Genomic DNA, 17270 nt, shown 5'->3' with positions numbered 1-17270 from the left:
CATCCCTTCTTATGCAACTGGTATTTCCATACTTACTTCACTTCCCCACGCTCCGGTATCTATCTGCACTCCTTCACTTTCCGGATATATACTATGTAATCTTTCATTTACATTCCATAGTCCGATTCCTTCTGATACCTTCTGATGACTCTTTAGTCCTTCACTTACTTCCTTGGGAATTCCATTTCCATTGTCTCGTACGCGAACTATGACTCTATCTTTCTTATATTCCGCTTCAATTCTGACAATTCCCTGTGGTTGTTTCATTGCACCGTGTTTTACTGCATTTTCTACTAATGGCTGTAAAATCAAGTTTGGCACCAGAACTCCTTCTGCTTCTTTTGCAATATTATATTCTACTTGAAGACGTTCTTCAAATCGCGCCTTTTCCAGTTCTAAGTAAGCTCCAACATGCTGAATCTCTTCTCGAAGCGTTACCATATAATCTGTATTTTTCAAGGAATTGCGAAAATAAGTACTGAGTGCCAGCAACAACTCTCTGGCTCTTTCTGGTTTTTCTCTACAAAAACAAGAAATTGTATTCAGCGCATTAAATAAAAAATGAGGATTAATCTGCGATTGCAATGCCTGCAATTCTGCTTTTCTAAGAAGTTTTTTCTGTTCTTCTAACTGTGCCAGTCCCATTTGTGTAGAACAAAGTGTTGCCAATCCTTCTACGAAACTACTATCTTCTTCTGAAGAAAAGTCTCTTTTTCTCACTACCATCACCAAACACGCAATTGATTTTTCATTTATTTTTAATGGTGCTCCTAATACTACATTTCGGTGAAACAATGGTTCAAAGGGATCTTGGTACCCTGCATACTCCCAACTTAGCACCCTGTCTTGTTCTAAGACACTTTTCACAATTACCGGGGGATGTTCTTCGTTCCATGTAATTCGACGAAACATACTGCTTTTGCCGTAATATTGATTTAAATTCAATACAGCAGCACCGATACAATCTCCATTTTCTTCCATGAGAATATCCACAATCTTTTGGAAATTTTCCGGTTCTTTTTCAATTTTTCTTAAGTATGGAAGGGCACGATCTGCGATACGAAAGGTAAGAAACAACTTTTGTGCAATATTTCTGTCTTGCATTTTGTATACACTTGTGATAACTCGAAACAATATTACCATTCCTGCTGCATTTAAGGATATCATTGGAACTGCTATTATTCTGACTATATCTACCATTTGCCCTACAGGTCCTGACAAAAATAGTGTCAATATCATATGGACCGTTTCAAAAGCTGCTGTAACCGTAAATAAAAATGCACCACTATAACGTCGATTTTTCTGATAATATATCTTCCATATAACAGCACCGCCAACACCTTGTATCATCGTGGAAAGACAACAGGCAAAGGTGGTCAAACCATGCGGATCGATAAAATATCGATGACAGACACCAATCACTGCCGCTAAAATTCCGGATATGGGTCCTCCTAGTAAACCTGCTGCCAATGCACCAATAACTCTCGCATTTAAAAGCGCACCTTCTACTTGTATTCCCACAAGATTTGACATAACGCAAAAAACCCCGAAAACAGCTCCCAGGGCAACTTGCTCCCGAATCCTTAACGTTCCGGGATGTAATAAAATTTTTTGAAAAAACGGTGTACTTACCAATAATGTTGCTAATGTAACTAATAAGCTAATATTTATAATAACATTATAAAATGCAGACCCCTGCATCTTCCCCGCCTCCCATTTTATCTTTATAGTTAGATAACATATTCCATGTTATCATCTATTTCTCTTTGCCATGCAACTAAATCCGCCAGTGTTACCTTATCTACAACTCCGTTAATCGCATCATATAACATCTGCCATAATCGTAAGGTTACACAGCTACTACTTCTTTCACAGGAATTCACTTCTTCCTCCAGACAGGCTACCGGTGCAAGGCTGCCTTCTATCTGTCTTAAAATCATCCCAACCGTATAATCTTCCGGTTTTTTACTTAACTTATATCCGCCACCCGGACCTCTCATACTTGTTACATATCCGCATTTTTGCAACACAGATATAATCTGCTCCAAATATTTTACAGAAATCTCCTGACGCTCTGCCACATCTTTTAACTTGACAACCTGATTATTTTCCAATGCCAGATCCAGCATAAGGCGTAATGCATATCTACCTTTTGTCGAAATTTTCATATTTTCTCACCTCTGTCTATTTTATTTCCCACTTATTCTTCTTCTTTTATTTCTATCAGGCTCTTTTGATAATTCATATTGGAAATTACCATTAATGCAATTTTAAATAACATTGCATCCTCAAAGGTACGAATATCCAGTCCCAGCATTTTTTCAATTCGCTCCAAACGATATACCAAAGTATTTCTATGAACATACAACTGTCGTGCAGTCTCTGATATGTTCAGATTATTCTCAAAGAACTTCTGAATAGTTACCGTTGTTTCTTCGTCAAATCCATCCGGCACCTTTTCCCCAAATACTTCCTTCAAAAACATCTCACACAGACTTGTAGGCAACTGATAAATCAAACGCCCGATTCCCAGTTTACTATAAGACACGGTGTCGCTTTCCGCATAGAAAATACTTCCTACCTCTAATGCCATTCTTGCTTCCTGATAAGAACGGGTAATATCCTGGAGTAAATCTACTCTATTACCAAATCCCACTCGAACCTTTACCATTGCTTCTGTATGAAGGTTGTCCACTAACATTTTAGCTAATTCTACCAGTTCTTCATCTTCCGGCATATCTCTAACATCTTTTACCAATATTACCGATTTCTCGTCTACCTCTGTTACAAAGTCTCTCGTAGTGGAAACAAACAGATTTTTTACCGTTTCCATTACAATACCATCTTTTTTCCCTGATACCTCTATAATAAAAACGACACGTTGTGCAGGTTCTATATGTAACTTTTTTGCTTTGTTATACATATCCACAACCAGCATATTTCCCAATACCACATTCTGCATAAAGCTGTTGCGGTCAAACTGTTCACGATATGCGCTTACCATATTTCTTATTTGACATACTGCAAGTCTTCCTATCATATAGGCCTCTTCACTGGTCGCTTTTGCCAAAAGAATATATTCTAACTCATTTTCTATTAGTATTTTAAAAAAATGACATCCAGATAACATCTGACTTTCAGCCATGGAATCTGCAAAAAAGCGAATGGCCTCTTCCATATCCTCTTCTTCATAAGTAGATGCTAAAAGCTTTCCTTTATCACTATAAAGAGCAAGATCTATTCTGGAAATTTCCTTAATTTCCTCTAAAGTAACCTGCAATTTATGATTTGATAACATAACATTCGTATTCCTTTCTTACTTTGTATGTTTGGAAGAGATTGTATAACTATAACATGTTCAAAGGTCATGCTGCACAGCAGCAAGGACAGATTGCGTTAAAATTGCATCCGGAAAACTTGTTTTCCAAGTGCAATTTCTACGCAATTACTCCCATCGCATTTAGCGATGGGCTTTGGACATATTATACTACAAATCGCCTTCAAACTTTCACAAATTATAAATAACATTTCCTCGCTACTCACGAAAAAAAGGAGTAACACACTCATGTGTTACTCCCAAATCATGCATAGTGTATGAAATTATATTACCGAATTAGTGAGTAATTGTCAATTCTGTTTCCTTATCGAATACATGAATCTTCTCTACATCAATAGCTAAACGGATGTTATCTCCAAGACGTGCAGGTGTTCTAGAATCAACCTTTGCAGTCATGCTTGTTCCTTCTACGTTGAAGTATAATAATACTTCAGAACCAAGTAATTCGTATCCTGTTACTGTTGTTGAGAATGAGCTTTCTTTATGTGTTTCGATTGCAATCTGGGAATCGTCTACATCTTCTGGACGAATACCAAGTACAACAGTCTTTCCATTATATCCGCCATCTGCAAGTTTCTTAGATTTTGCTGGTGGTAATGTAATAGTAGTTTCACCGAAGGATAATGTAGCCTTATCTCCTTCTACAGCACATTTTGCATCGATGAAGTTCATCTGAGGAGATCCGATGAATCCAGCTACGAATAAGTTATCTGGCTCATTGTATAATTTTTGTGGAGAATCTACCTGCTGGATGATACCATCTTTTAATACAACGATTCTGGTTCCTAATGTCATAGCTTCTGTCTGATCATGTGTTACATAGATGATTGTAGCACCTAATCTCTGATGTAATGCAGCGATTTCAGAACGCATCTGAACTCTTAACTTAGCATCCAAGTTAGATAAAGGTTCGTCCATTAAGAATACCTTAGGCTCACGAACGATTGCACGACCCATAGCAACACGCTGTCTCTGTCCACCGGATAAAGCCTTTGGTTTACGATCTAATAATTTTTCAAGGTCAAGGATTCTTGCTGCTTCTTCTACTTTCTGTTTGATTTCAGCCTTTGGAACTTTTCTTAACTTTAATCCGAATGCCATATTATCAAATACAGTCATATGTGGATACAAAGCATAGTTCTGGAATACCATTGCGATATCTCTGTCCTTAGGTTCTACGTCATTTACAATCTTTCCATCGATAGAAAGCTCTCCGGAAGAAATTTCTTCCAAACCAGCGATCATACGAAGTGTAGTAGATTTACCACATCCTGATGGTCCTACGAAGATGATGAATTCCTTGTCTGCAACTTCAAGGTTGAAGTCTTTTACTGCTTCAAATCCGTTTGGATATACTTTACAAATGTTCTTTAATGATAAACTTGCCATTTTTGAATTACCTCCTGTGTTTTATTCTGCCTCGCAGAATTTATTTTCTGAACTAATGGTACCAAATCCTATGGAAAATTGCATCTGTTATATCCACAAAAAACCACATGCTTTCTTGTCATTTCCGCCAAGAAAGCATGTGGTTTTTTTACTTCTTCGTCACTTTAACGAATTTTGTTCTCTTTTCTGTACAGTTTAACGAATCCGTCTTTATAATTTGGAATATCCGAATCCATTTACCATAGCTTCTACACGATGTCCCTTTTTACAAAATGGGCATTCCTCTACTGGATATGCCGCATATCCCGGAACATCTTCCTCGTTGAAAGCACACTCTACGGTAAATCCTTCTACTTCTTTTACCGTACTAAATGCCGAAACCACACCAACTACAGTTCCACCATAATAACGAATACATTCTAAGCTCTGTCGAATAGTGACGCCTGTCGTTGTAGTTGCTAATAGTAACAACACATGTTTTCCCTGAATTGCAGGGATGGAGTTATCTCGGAAAATCATTTGATTACTTGCATTAAACTCCGGTGGAACTACATATACCGTTTCGTGCAAATTGGTAATGGTCATAACGTCACGTTTTTCCAGCTCTTCCGCTAAAAAAGCTCCAACTACTTCCATTCCATCCATACAAACAATCGTATCAATGGTAATATTGCTTGTAAACTTTGCTGCCAATAGCTTTGCTAACTCTCGTGCTTCACTCACACGACTTTTCAGACTTGTAATATTAATGTAGTAATTAATATGCGAATGCCCTGTTGAAAAATGCCCCGGCACCGCATGAATTGCTACCTTATTACTGTCCTTTGCGTAAAACTTTACCATACGTTTCTCCATAGTAATCCCTCCCGCCTTACGTCAGCTATTAATTTTTACCGGTACTTCCAAACCCTCCTCGATTTGCATTTTCCAGAGAAGCTACCTGCTGAAATTCTATTTTCGGCTGATTTTCCACAATGCGGAACTGACAGATTCTGTCATTTTTCTGAATAACAGTATCTCTTGTTGCATATACCGGCATTCTCCACATGTCATCATCGCCGCAATAGCTTCCGTCTATAATACCGCAACTGTTCACCTGTAAAACCCCATAATTTTTAAAAGTGGAACTTCTCGGTACTACATGTGCCTCATAACCTTTTGGCAACTCCATTGCTACTCCTAATGGAATTAACTTGAATTCTCCTGCCTTTAACTCTACGGTCTCACTGGCTCTTAAATCAATCCAGTCAGACTTTCCGTCAATATAGGTGAGTTTGTCAATTTCTTCGGTAAAATATTTAATTTTAATTGTTTCCATTTCTGTCTCCTGCTTAATTGTTACTGTTTATAATTCCAAGCACTGCCGGATTGTATTTAATTTCCTGATAAGAATAATAAGAATCTGAAATTCCCGGTTGTTTTTCTTCCTCTTCCTTCTCTTTTTCCTTTTGTTCCTGCTGTACTTTTGTATACAAATCTATAAATCTGAGATAATCATCATAGGAAAATAACTGATTTAGTGTATCTTTAAAATAATTATCCTCTGCTTCTTCTACGGAAGCCGCTGCCACTGTTCCGGTACTGTTGTTGGCACCGGTTGTTCCGTTCGCTCCTGAAGTAGAATAATAAGCCTCCGGTACCTGAACGCCACCATTCATATAATTTGTAACTTTTACCACATAATTTTGTGTTTCTTTAAATGGTGGGATTCCACCGTATTTTGCTACATTTCCACTTCCGGCATTATAGGCTGCCAGTGCAAGCTTTACATCGCCATTATATTTATTCAACAACTGACTGATATACTTTGTTCCGCCCATGACGTTCTGATACGGGTCATATGCGTCCTCTACCCCCAATTCTCTGGCTGTTGCCGGCATCAACTGCATCAGTCCCTGAGCACCTGAACCTGAGGTTGCATTTGGATTAAAATCAGACTCTGTCTTTGCAATCGCCTTAATTAAATCCTTTGGCACATTGTATCGTTCTGATGCTTCTGTAAAAATTTCTTCTAAAGATGCTGTTGTTTGCAAATAAGATGAAAAGTTTTCTATACTATTCACAGCGCGATTCTGTTCTACCGCTGTATTGGTATCCGTTCCTTGAATTGCATTTACTCTCATTACTCTTACTCCTTCCGCTTGTACTTTCTACAGTTTCAGTTTAGACAATAAATCTCCCAGACTTGTAGATGCACTCTCATTTGAAACATATTCTTCTACAGACTCTGTCTGCTGTGTATCTATCATTTCTTCCTCTAACGCTTTCATACTAAGACTTACTTTATTATCATTGGTGTTTAATACTTTAACTTTTACCTTCTGTCCTTCTTTTAAGACTTCTGATGGCTTTCCGATTCTTTTTTGAGAAATCTGTGAAATGTGCACTAATCCACTGATACCGTCTCCTAAATCTATAAATGCACCATAAGGCATAAGATTTTCTACCGTTCCTTCTAAGATACTTCCCGGAACCAACATAGCAATCTTATGATTATGTTCTTCCTGTTCCTTTTCTTTTAAGATGACCTTGGCGGAAAGTACCAGTTTTTTCTTTGCCTCATCCACATCAATTACACGAACATCCACTGTTTTTCCCAACCATTCTTCGGTTGCTTCTACATAAGAAAGTGCTAATTGGGATGCCGGAATAAATCCGCGAATTCCTTCTACATATGCTACTACACCACTTGGTACAATTCCTGCAATCTTTACAGAAAGAATTGTCTCTTCTTCCTTATATTCGTTCAATTTTTCCCAAGCTAACACCTCATTGGCTTCTTTTTTGGAAAGTCGGATGTTTCCCTGTCCATCATCGTTACTTACTACAGTTGCCTCTAATTCATCACCCACATGTATTTCTTCCATTACCTGAAAGTTTGGATCATTGCTTAAATCTTCTTTCTTAATCACGCCCTGTGCATAATATTTCAAATCCAGTGTTACTTCATCTTCTTTTACATCGATAACAGTTCCGGTAATGATATCTCCCTCTTGGATTTTACGAAAAGATGCCTCTAATTCTTCCTTGTAGTCTTCCATAGATTCTGCCATTTTTAACACTCCTTCACTTCTATTTTCTAAAAGGATTCCATTGTAAGGAATCCCGATTGTCCATATAATTTATTGTAGCAGAAACGCTCTGGAAATACTAGTATTTTTATGCACAAAAAAACACTAAAATCTCTTTCGAAATCTTAGTGCTTATAAGAGCTAGCGACGGGAATCGAACCCGTGACCTCCTCACTACCAATGAGGTGCGCTACCGACTGTGCCACGCCAGCATCACGATTACATCTGTAACCGACTTGACTAATATACTATATGTTGTGGCTATTGTCAAGATATTTTTTACTTTTTCTTTATTCTTTGCAATCCAATGATAGTTTACTACGGATTCGCTGAAGTGCATTATCGATTGCCTTAGGCTCTCGTTCCATACATTCTGCAATCTGCCGATAATTCAACCCTTGCAAGTGATATTCTAATACTTCCCATTCCATCTTGCTTAATGCTTTCTTGGCTTTTTCTTGAATCGCCATTACATTTTCTCTATCAATCAACAACTGCTCCGGATTTCCATTTTCAAAGGATTCCATCAAATCCAAAAAGGAATCATTTCCTTCGGTACCCGCTTCGCTGTTCAAAGAAATATAACTATTCAAAGGCTGATGTTTTTTTCGTTGAGAAGCTTCTACTGCACTATAAATCTGTCTTGCAATACAAATATCCGCAAAATGGGAAAATGATGCATCTTTTTCTCTATTATAGTCTCTGACTGCCTTAAAAAGTCCAATCATTCCCTCTTGAATCAAGTCATCTGTATCTCCACCAATCAAAAACATGGCATTTGCCCGCTTTCGAACCAGGTACTTATACTTGTCCATAATATAATCTATGATGTCCTTCTTCCCATTTCGCAACTGCTCTATCAGTTCTTCATCTGAATCATTTTTATACTCGTCAAACTTTTGCATTCTTCTCCCTTATGCTCCTCTTTTACTGCATTCTCTGTCTTACGATTTCATATGCCAGTACACCTGCTGCAACAGATGCATTTAAGGAATCAATATCTCCCTTCATAGGAATGGATGCAATAAAGTCGCAATTTTCCCTTACCAATTTGCTAACGCCTTCCCCTTCACTTCCGATTACTAATCCTATCGGACCCTTTAAATCTAATTGGTACATATTGGTTCCGCCCATATCTGCGCAAACAAACCATAAGCCCTTATCTTTCAATTCTTTAATGGTATTGGAAAGATTTGTTACTTTGGCAACCGGAGTATAGTTAATTGCTCCCGCTGAAGTTTTGGCAACGGTTGCAGTTAATCCTACTGCCCGACGTTTTGGGATAATGACTCCATGTGCTCCTGCCAGATTTGCTGTACGGATAATCGCACCTAAATTGTGTGGATCTTCGATATTATCCAACAAAATAATAAACGGTGGCTCGCCCTTTTCTTCTGCCAGCTTTAAAATATCCTCTACTTCTGCATATTCATAGGCTGCTGCAAAAGCAATTACACCCTGATGTTTTTTTGTTTCGGAAAGCTGGTCTAATCTTTCCTTGCTTACATAATTAATAATGGTGTCATGCTTTCTCGCTTCTCTGGTAATTGAGCGAATCGGTCCATCCTGACAGCCATCCAATACAAATATCTTGTCTATGGTTTTTCCGGAACGAAACGCCTCCATAACTGCATTTCTTCCTTCTATGGTTAATTCTTCGTATCTCACTATGGTTCCTTTCCAATTCCTATTAGTCCTATTTTTATTAGTTCCATCATTCGCTCCATCTGATTTTCCAGATAAAGGTAGCCCATTAATGCTTCAAATCCCGTTGCCCTTCGATAATCGGACATAGAGGCATTTTTTGCCATTGTAGGTGATTTTGCATTTCTTCCGCGCTTATATACCGCCATTTCTTTTTCCGTTAGTTGTGGTTTTAATATCTCTATCATATCAGACTGTGTCTGTGCCTTCACTAACTGACTGGTCTGGCGATGTAATTGGTTAGCATGGGTATTTCCTTTTCCAACAATCATGGAACGAATCACTAAGTCATAGATTCCATCTCCTATATACGCTAATGCTAACGGAGAATAACTTCGGATATCTACATGCTCCATGCCAAATTTTCTTAATATATATTCATTTAAGCCTTTTTCCATTTTACCCCTTCTCTGGTATCTTCCAATATAATGCCTTTTTCTAACAGTGTATCACGAATTTCATCTGCCCGTGCAAAGTTCTTTTCCTTTTTGGCAGCCTTTCTTTCTTCTATCATTTGAAGAATATACGCTTCCATCTCTTCATCCACGCCAGCACTTGTATCTTCTACGACTGCTGTAAGTAAATTCAAGGAAAGTACCTGGTCAAAGTCCTGAATTAACGCACGTTTCGTAGCATCATTCATATCTGCTTTTAACAAGTCATAAACAACGGTAATTGCCATAGAAGTGTTCAAATCATTGCAAAGCTCATTTTCAAATCGTTCTTTATATTCCTGAAACTTTTCCTGCTCTACTGCTCCGTCTTCTTTTAATTCCTGAATACGTTTCACTAATTTTACATAAGCTGACTTGATATTGTCCAATGCTTCGTAGGAAAATTCCAATGGTTTACGATAGTGTGACTGTAAGCAGAACATACGATATACGATTGGATCATATCCCTTTTCTTCTAATAATGATACGGTTAAAAAGTCACCCTTGGACTTACTCATTTTTCCAGACTTATCATTTAAATACTGTACATGGAACCAATAATTGCACCACTTATGTCCGGTATAGCTTTCTGACTGTGCAATTTCATTGGTATGATGTGGGAAAATATTATCTACACCACCACAATGAATATCCATATATTCGCCTAAGTGCTTCATGCTGATGCAGGAACACTCTATATGCCAGCCCGGATATCCCACGCCCCATGGACTATCCCATTTTAATGCCTGATCTTCAAACTTTGATTTTGTAAACCACAGTACAAAGTCGTTTTTATTCTTCTTATTGGTATCTTCCTGCACATCATCACGAACTCCTACCAACAGCTCTTTTTCGCTTTGAGTGGAAAATACATAGTAATCCTTTAGCTTGGAGGTATCAAAATATACGTTTCCTCCTGCCTGATATGCATAACCTTTTTCTAAAAGTACCTCTATCATATGAATGAAATCGTCTATACAGTTTGTTGCCGGTTCTACTACATCCGGTCTTTTTACATTTAACTTTTCACAATCTTCAAAGAACTTATCAGTATAGAATTTTGCTATTTCCATTACCGTTTTATGCTCTCTTTTGGCACCCTTTAACATCTTATCTTCTCCAGTATCTGCGTCACTGGATAAATGTCCTACATCGGTAATATTCATAACTCTCTTTACGTCATATCCTAAATAACGTAATGTTTTTTCCAGTACATCTTCCATAATGTAGCTTCTGAGATTTCCAATATGAGCGAAATGATATACTGTCGGTCCACAAGTATACATTGCGATTTTTCCATCCTCATTTGGAATCAAAGTTTCTACCTTTCTGCTAAGCGTATTGTAAAATTTAAATTTGTTCTCCATAGGTTTTCCATTCCTTTTTCTAACTTATTTCTGTCCACGCTATTTAGACTCTTCACAGCTCTTGCAGCGCAGCTCTTTGACTTCTTTTTCTAAATCAATCAACTTATTGCATAATGCAGAATTCTCATGTTGCAAAATTGTAATATCTTCCATAACCGGATCTGGAAGATGGCACTGATCCATATCACTGCGTGGGATTTTTACATTATCTCTCTTCACAATTCTTCCCGGCACGCCTACTACTGTGCAGTTTGGCGGAACTTCCTCGAGTACAACGCTTCCTGCTCCAATCTTACTGTTCTCGCCAATGGTAAAGGAACCGATAATTTTTGCTCCTGCACTTACCATAACATTGTCACAAAGGGTCGGATGACGTTTGCCGGTTTCCTTACCGGTTCCTCCCAATGTAACTCCCTGATACAAGGTTACATTGTCTCCGATAATGGTAGTTTCACCGATAATTACCCCGCTTCCGTGATCAATGAAAAATCCTTTTCCAATCACTGCTCCCGGATGTATTTCAATCCCGGTTTTTCTTGCTGCCTTTTGGGAAATTCTTCTTGCACGAAAATAATGACCTTTCAAATATTGCTTATGAGCTTTTCTATAACTTAACATAACACGAAAGCTCGGATATAACAATACCTCCAGAGGAGTTTTTATGGATGGGTCTCTCTCTTGTATCACTTCAAACTCTTCTTTTACATGTTTAATAAATCCCATTTTGTTCTTCCTCCTTAATTTTGCCACTTTTTATTTATTATATAAGAATCTTTTTATATCACATGAAAAGCCCTGTACTTTCACATTTTAATATAACATGGTATTTCTTATGATAGGACGTACTTTCCTATTGTAGAACAAAGAGTCCGCTTGTCGGACTCTTTCGCGCCCGAGCGGTGTCGTTTACGACTAATTTCTTCTCCGCGAGGTGCGTTTCCTTAGCGGAGCGTTTTTTATGTAATAGGATGTAATTTCCTATTACATAAAAAAACTCCGTCTCTATTTAGAGACGAAGTTATCCGCGATTCCACTCTATGTAAATGCACTGATGCATTTCACTCAAAACACTTAACGTGTGCAACTCGTACCGGAATACTCCTAGTTCTTCCGATCAGCTCACGGAGGCACTTCAATTTTCTTCCTTTCAAAACTGCTTCCAGCCAATGACAGTTTCTCTCTTTGAAATTTCAAAAACCTACTCTTTCCGTTCAACGCCTTTTCTTTATTCCTATGTTAGTTTATGCACAAAAATTATTTTTGTCAATAGTTTTATACCCATTCTTGAATAAAAATTGACATTTTTTCTAATATTTTTTCCGTCAACTCTGCAATATCTACGCTTCTTTTTTCCTGTATATTTTGAGATTTTGAAAGTTTTTTCACATTACCACCTACTAAATTCCATTCAATTCTCCAGTTTCCATTGTTTGCAGGCACGAATGCGTCACTTACTTCTATTTCCCATACTTCTTTCTCCCCTTTTAATTTTCCTGTCCAGGACTGCAAATCTGTAATGCGAAACATAAATTGCATTTCTTCCTCTGTCCATCTATCTACCCCGAATATTTCATTACAAATCTCTGTTTTATTTTTTTCTAAGGATTCTAATAGTATGACTTCTTTTATCTCTGCCTGCTCTCTTCTGCCATATGCAAGAACACCTACGTTTTTTCCTGCTTTTTCTAATACCACAACATCTCCCTGCTCACTTTCCATTTCCGCCAATAAACGCTTATAATAGGAAATATCTCTCCATACAAACATTTGATATTTTTCCGCTAAGATCGTATTAACACTTTCTATCATTTGATCTATTTGCTGCCTATCCAGCTTTTTTATGGAAACACAGTTATCTATATATGGTTTTGTGTTCTTCTCTTCCTGTGATATAATTGTTCCTTGCTTATTCAATTGTGAAAATACAAATCCCTGACCTTTATAATATTCTGGATTCGCCGGTAGTAAAAACGTAAATGGGCAATGCTTTTGTTGCAAATCTCTCAATGTCTGTACCATTACCTGCTGCATTTTCCCCTGTCGACGACAATCCGGTCTGGTTGCTACTGCAACAATATACGGTATTCTTTCCACATTCTCATTTATTTGTATAAAAAAGGGATTCAGGTGCAGCATCACCTCATATCCCTCTTTATCTTCCATCACTATGATGTCGTTATCCTTTGTCTTCCATTGATAATAATAATCCACAAACGCTTGGGAATCCTCTGGAAAAATTGTTTCATACATTTGTCTGGTACTGTATTTTTCATGTTCCTTCAGATAACGTATTTGTTCTGCCATTTTATTTTCTCACTCCTGCGATTTTCTATCTCTTCTGGCATCCTGCGCATCCTGCACATCCACCCACATTACCGCCTACTGTCATGCTTCCCTCGTAAAAACTCATAATCGTGCAGATTGCCTGTGCGGAAATTCCTTCTTCTGTACCGGTAAATCCAAGTCCTTCTTCTGTCGTTGCCTTGATATTTATCTGTTCCTTGGATATTTTCAATACTCTTGCAACATTCTCTTCCATTTCTTCTATAAAAGGACGTAGTTTCGGCTTTTGTGCTATAATGGTTGCATCAATATTTCCTACAATATATCCTTTTTCTGACAATAATGCTTCTACATGTTCTAAAAGTTTCATACTGGAAATGCCCTTGTATCTTTCATCCGTATCCGGAAAATGTTTTCCGATATCTCCTAATGCTGCTGCACCAAGCAATGCATCCATAATGGCATGTAACAACACGTCTGCATCTGAATGTCCTAACAAACCTAACGTATGTGGCACTTTTACACCACCTAAAATCAAGTCTCTGCCTTCTACTAATTTATGAACATCATATCCCATTCCTACTCTCATGTTTCTCTCCTCTAACCTCTTTTCTTTCTATAATATTTCCTATTACATAAAAAAGGAACTATTTTGTATAGCTCCTTTTTTATTACTTCTTATTTCTTACTTTCCTTCATATGTAATAAGACTTTCTACATCATACGCTTTCAGTTTTTCTCTTCCTTTTAATCCGGCAAGTTCCATTACGAAACAGATTTTCACCACTTCTCCGCCTAATTGTTCAATTAATCCGGTAATTGCTTCAATGGTTCCTCCGGTTGCAATTAAGTCATCCACAATAACTACTTTCTGTCCCGGCTTAATGGAATCCTTATGCATTTCAATCACTGCACTACCATATTCCAAATCGTACTCTGCTGAGATTGTCTCACATGGAAGTTTTCCCTTTTTTCGCACTGGAACAAAACTCTTATGTGCTGCATAAGCTACAGGCACACCAAAAATAAATCCTCTGGACTCCGGACCTACTACCACATCATATTCTACACCCTTTAAGGCATCTAAAATTCCATCAATTGCAAGATGTAATCCATCTGCATCCTGCAAAATAGTGGTTATATCACGAAAGATAATTCCTGGTTCTGGAAAATCCGGTATACTTCTTACATATTCTTCTAATTTCTTCATTTTTTGTTCCTCCAAGCGTTTATTATATATACTTTTTCGTCATCCGTCAACTACTGCAACAGCCACTTACAATACTGCTTTTACACACTTTAATGCTGCTTCTATGGTATCATCCATATCATAGTATTTATATTGTCCAAGTCTTCCTCCAAAAATAACATTTCCTTCTTTTTTCGCAAGGGCACTGTACTTTTCGTAGAGGGCAATATTCTTTTCATCATTCATTGGATAATATGGTTCATCACCCTTTTTCCATGTTTTTGGATATTCTCTGGTAATAACAGTCTTTGGCTGTGTTCCGTATTCAAAGTGCTTATGCTCAATAATTCTTGTATATGGAACTTCATATTCTGTGTAATTTACCACCGCATTTCCCTGATGATTTTCTTCTTCTAAGACTTCGGTTTCAAATCGAAGGGAACGATACTCTAACTCACCATAACAATAATCAAAATATTCATCTATCATTCCGGTGTATACAATCTTATCTGCCATTTCCAGATACTTGTCCTTATTCTGCAAGAAGTCTTCTTCTAACTGCACTTCTGTTCCTTCCAGCATCTTTTCTACCATTTTGGTATATCCGCCTATTGGGATTCCCTGGTAATTATCATTAAAATAGTTATTATCATAGGTAAAACGCACCGGCAAACGCTTAATGATAAATGCCGGAAGCTCCGTTGCACGTTTTCCCCACTGCTTTTCAGTATATCCTTTTACCAGTTTCGTATACACATCCGGACCTACCAGATTAATTGCCTGTTCTTCTAAATTCTTTGGATTTTCTACAGAATATTCTCTCTTTTGTGCTTCGATTTTTTCTTTTGCTTCTTTTGGTGTTACCACTCCCCAAAGCTTATTAAAGGTATTCATATTAAATGGCATGTTATAAATCTCACCTTTATAATTAGCTACCGGAGAATTTGTGTAACGGTTAAACTCAGCAAACTGATTTACATATTCCCACACTTCTTTATTAGAGGTGTGAAAAATATGGGCACCATACTCATGTACCTGGATTCCTTCTATTTCTTTCGTATAAATATTTCCTGCAATGTGGTTACGTTTATCAATTACAAGACACTTTTTACCGGCTTTTTTCACCTCCTGCGCAAAAACTGCTCCGAATAAACCTGCTCCCACAATGACATAATCGTATTTTTTCATCTTATTTTCCTCATCATTTCATTTTCATAAATACAACATCTAGTATACCTTGTTTCTAATTCTTCTACAAGTGGTTTTTCTGCCCTGTTTTTTATACTCTCCGTGTCTTTTAGCACCTTTTTAACACCATATTTCCATCACTTCTGCTATAATATATTTGAGGTGATTAAGATGTCCTATAGCGGTACATTAGAAAAGAAGGATACAGAACTGTTAAAAAAACTGCAATCCGAAAACACACTTTTGCTAGAAGAAAACCGGAAATTAAATGATACCATCAGCTGGATGCATGACACCATCTGGCATCTGATAAGCACCCGACATACAGACCGAGATTGTTAGTACTAAGCAGGCTTAAACGCCTGCTTTTTGGGCTATCGTCCCTCGTTCTCTTCTTTTTTTCGTACTAATACAATCTTAGTAATTCCATTACTGGAATCGTCTTTTCTTGTCTGAAGTTCCGGAAAAGATTCTATCATCTTCCCAAATTTTGTATATCCATAGTTACGGCAGTCAAAATCAGAATACATCTTCTGTATCATATTTCCAAGCTCTGATAAATACATCCATCCTTCTTCATCTGAGTTTTCATCTAATAATGAGACAACGGTTGCCTTAATTGCCTGCAAATTGGTAATTGGTTCTGCCTGTTCTGTTTCCTGAATATTCTCATTCTCGTTCGTAACTACCTTAATCCGTTTCTTGGCATATACTTTCTGTGCCGGTTTCCTTCTCTGTTCCACTGCATTTTTGTATAATACATCCAATGTCTTAAACTGTTCACAGGCACGCACAAATGGTGTTGGTGTCTTACTCTCTCCCATACCTATTACATGCTTTCCTGACTCTCTTAAACGCATTGCAAGCTTGGTAAAATCACTATCTGATGATACCAGAATAAATCCGTCTACATTGTCCATATATAGAATGTCCATGGCATCGATAATCAATGCTGAATCCGAAGAATTCTTTCCGGTTGTATAACTATATTGCTGTATTGGTGAAAGTGCATTATTTAACAAACACTCTTTCCATGAATTTTTTAAATTGGAAGTCCAGTCTCCATAAATTCTTCGAATCGTTACATTTCCAAAAGACTGCGCCTCTTTCGTTACAATATCTATGTATTTTGACGATACATTATCTGCATCTATCAATAATGCATATCTTTTTTCTTCTTCCATATAGTCCCCTTTCTTTTAACTGTCAAAACAGTATCCTATATCTACTAAGCTTGAAAACACCTCTTCAAGCAGAAACTATTATACCACATTCTTCCAAGAGTTTGGTAGGTGCTTTGAAATGTTT

Annotated in this window: 19 protein-coding genes, 1 tRNA gene and 1 other annotated feature; of the genes, 1 reads left to right on the top strand and 19 read right to left on the bottom strand. The window is 37.4% G+C overall.

What is annotated here, in order from left to right; genetic code table 11:
• Positions 1-9 precede the first annotated feature (9 nt).
• From KQI83_RS02605 to glf, 18 genes are all read right to left on the bottom strand, one after another.
• Positions 10-1701, bottom strand: a complete 1692-nt coding sequence (locus KQI83_RS02605) for a LytS/YhcK type 5TM receptor domain-containing protein (protein WP_216554552.1) — start codon at positions 1699-1701, stop codon at positions 10-12.
• Positions 1702-1730: 29 nt separating this feature from the next.
• Complete coding sequence (locus KQI83_RS02600) at positions 1731-2168, bottom strand: RrF2 family transcriptional regulator (protein WP_216554551.1); 438 nt, start codon at positions 2166-2168, stop codon at positions 1731-1733.
• A 32-nt stretch (positions 2169-2200) separates the two neighbouring features.
• Positions 2201-3298, bottom strand: coding sequence for a PucR family transcriptional regulator (locus KQI83_RS02595; RefSeq protein WP_216554549.1), 1098 nt, complete (start codon positions 3296-3298; stop codon positions 2201-2203).
• A 315-nt stretch (positions 3299-3613) separates the two neighbouring features.
• The gene (locus tag KQI83_RS02590; RefSeq protein ID WP_216554547.1) at positions 3614-4726 is read right to left on the bottom strand and encodes an ABC transporter ATP-binding protein; all 1113 of its coding nucleotides are present in this window, start codon (positions 4724-4726) and stop codon (positions 3614-3616) included.
• A 210-nt stretch (positions 4727-4936) separates the two neighbouring features.
• Complete coding sequence (locus KQI83_RS02585) at positions 4937-5581, bottom strand: orotate phosphoribosyltransferase (RefSeq protein ID WP_216554545.1); 645 nt, start codon at positions 5579-5581, stop codon at positions 4937-4939.
• Between the two features lie 28 nt (positions 5582-5609).
• Positions 5610-6044, bottom strand: a complete 435-nt coding sequence (locus KQI83_RS02580; protein WP_216554543.1) for a dUTP diphosphatase — start codon at positions 6042-6044, stop codon at positions 5610-5612.
• Positions 6045-6057: 13 nt separating this feature from the next.
• Positions 6058-6849 carry a lytic transglycosylase domain-containing protein gene (locus KQI83_RS17000; protein ID WP_216554542.1) on the bottom strand — a complete coding sequence of 264 codons (792 nt, stop codon included), beginning with the start codon at positions 6847-6849 and terminating at the stop codon, positions 6058-6060.
• Positions 6850-6876: 27 nt separating this feature from the next.
• Entirely contained in the window at positions 6877-7779 is a 903-nt protein-coding gene (locus tag KQI83_RS02570) for a 30S ribosomal protein S1 (RefSeq protein ID WP_216554540.1), read from the bottom strand.
• 157 nt (positions 7780-7936) lie between these two features.
• A tRNA-Thr gene (locus KQI83_RS02565) sits at positions 7937-8009 on the bottom strand.
• A 78-nt stretch (positions 8010-8087) separates the two neighbouring features.
• Positions 8088-8702, bottom strand: coding sequence for an RNA polymerase sporulation sigma factor SigH (sigH, locus tag KQI83_RS02560; protein WP_216554538.1), 615 nt, complete (start codon positions 8700-8702; stop codon positions 8088-8090).
• A 22-nt stretch (positions 8703-8724) separates the two neighbouring features.
• Entirely contained in the window at positions 8725-9465 is a 741-nt protein-coding gene (rlmB, locus tag KQI83_RS02555; RefSeq protein ID WP_216554536.1) for a 23S rRNA (guanosine(2251)-2'-O)-methyltransferase RlmB, read from the bottom strand.
• The gene (locus KQI83_RS02550) at positions 9465-9899 is read right to left on the bottom strand and encodes a Mini-ribonuclease 3 (protein WP_216554534.1); all 435 of its coding nucleotides are present in this window, start codon (positions 9897-9899) and stop codon (positions 9465-9467) included. Before KQI83_RS02550 ends, rlmB begins: the two co-directional genes overlap by 1 nt.
• On the bottom strand, positions 9884-11302 hold the full coding sequence (cysS, locus tag KQI83_RS02545) for a cysteine--tRNA ligase (protein ID WP_216554532.1): 1419 nt from the start codon (positions 11300-11302) through the stop codon (positions 9884-9886). Before cysS ends, KQI83_RS02550 begins: the two co-directional genes overlap by 16 nt.
• Positions 11303-11341: 39 nt before the next feature.
• Entirely contained in the window at positions 11342-12025 is a 684-nt protein-coding gene (epsC, locus tag KQI83_RS02540) for a serine O-acetyltransferase EpsC (RefSeq protein ID WP_216554530.1), read from the bottom strand.
• A gap of 282 nt (positions 12026-12307) precedes the next feature.
• Positions 12308-12526, bottom strand: a binding site (T-box leader).
• Positions 12527-12574: 48 nt separating this feature from the next.
• Complete coding sequence (locus KQI83_RS02535) at positions 12575-13606, bottom strand: GNAT family N-acetyltransferase (RefSeq protein WP_216554528.1); 1032 nt, start codon at positions 13604-13606, stop codon at positions 12575-12577.
• A 25-nt stretch (positions 13607-13631) separates the two neighbouring features.
• The gene (gene ispF / locus KQI83_RS02530) at positions 13632-14174 is read right to left on the bottom strand and encodes a 2-C-methyl-D-erythritol 2,4-cyclodiphosphate synthase (RefSeq protein WP_216554526.1); all 543 of its coding nucleotides are present in this window, start codon (positions 14172-14174) and stop codon (positions 13632-13634) included.
• A 96-nt stretch (positions 14175-14270) separates the two neighbouring features.
• On the bottom strand, positions 14271-14795 hold the full coding sequence (locus KQI83_RS02525; RefSeq protein WP_216554524.1) for an adenine phosphoribosyltransferase: 525 nt from the start codon (positions 14793-14795) through the stop codon (positions 14271-14273).
• Between the two features lie 66 nt (positions 14796-14861).
• Positions 14862-15962 carry a UDP-galactopyranose mutase gene (gene glf / locus KQI83_RS02520; protein WP_216554522.1) on the bottom strand — a complete coding sequence of 367 codons (1101 nt, stop codon included), beginning with the start codon at positions 15960-15962 and terminating at the stop codon, positions 14862-14864.
• A 171-nt stretch (positions 15963-16133) separates the two neighbouring features.
• Between glf and KQI83_RS02515 the strand changes: the two genes are divergently transcribed.
• On the top strand, positions 16134-16304 hold the full coding sequence (locus tag KQI83_RS02515; RefSeq protein ID WP_216554520.1) for a hypothetical protein: 171 nt from the start codon (positions 16134-16136) through the stop codon (positions 16302-16304).
• A 32-nt stretch (positions 16305-16336) separates the two neighbouring features.
• On the opposite strand, the gene KQI83_RS02510 is transcribed toward KQI83_RS02515, so the two are convergent.
• Positions 16337-17146, bottom strand: coding sequence for an NYN domain-containing protein (locus KQI83_RS02510; RefSeq protein WP_216554518.1), 810 nt, complete (start codon positions 17144-17146; stop codon positions 16337-16339).
• Between the last annotated feature and the right edge of the window lie 124 nt (positions 17147-17270).

The organism is Roseburia sp. MSJ-14 (genome assembly GCF_018918225.1).
In the GTDB taxonomy this organism is placed as follows: Bacteria; Bacillota; Clostridia; order Lachnospirales; family Lachnospiraceae; genus Petralouisia.
Note: the sequence above shows the minus strand (reverse complement) of the source record. Positions and strands in the feature narration are given on the sequence as shown.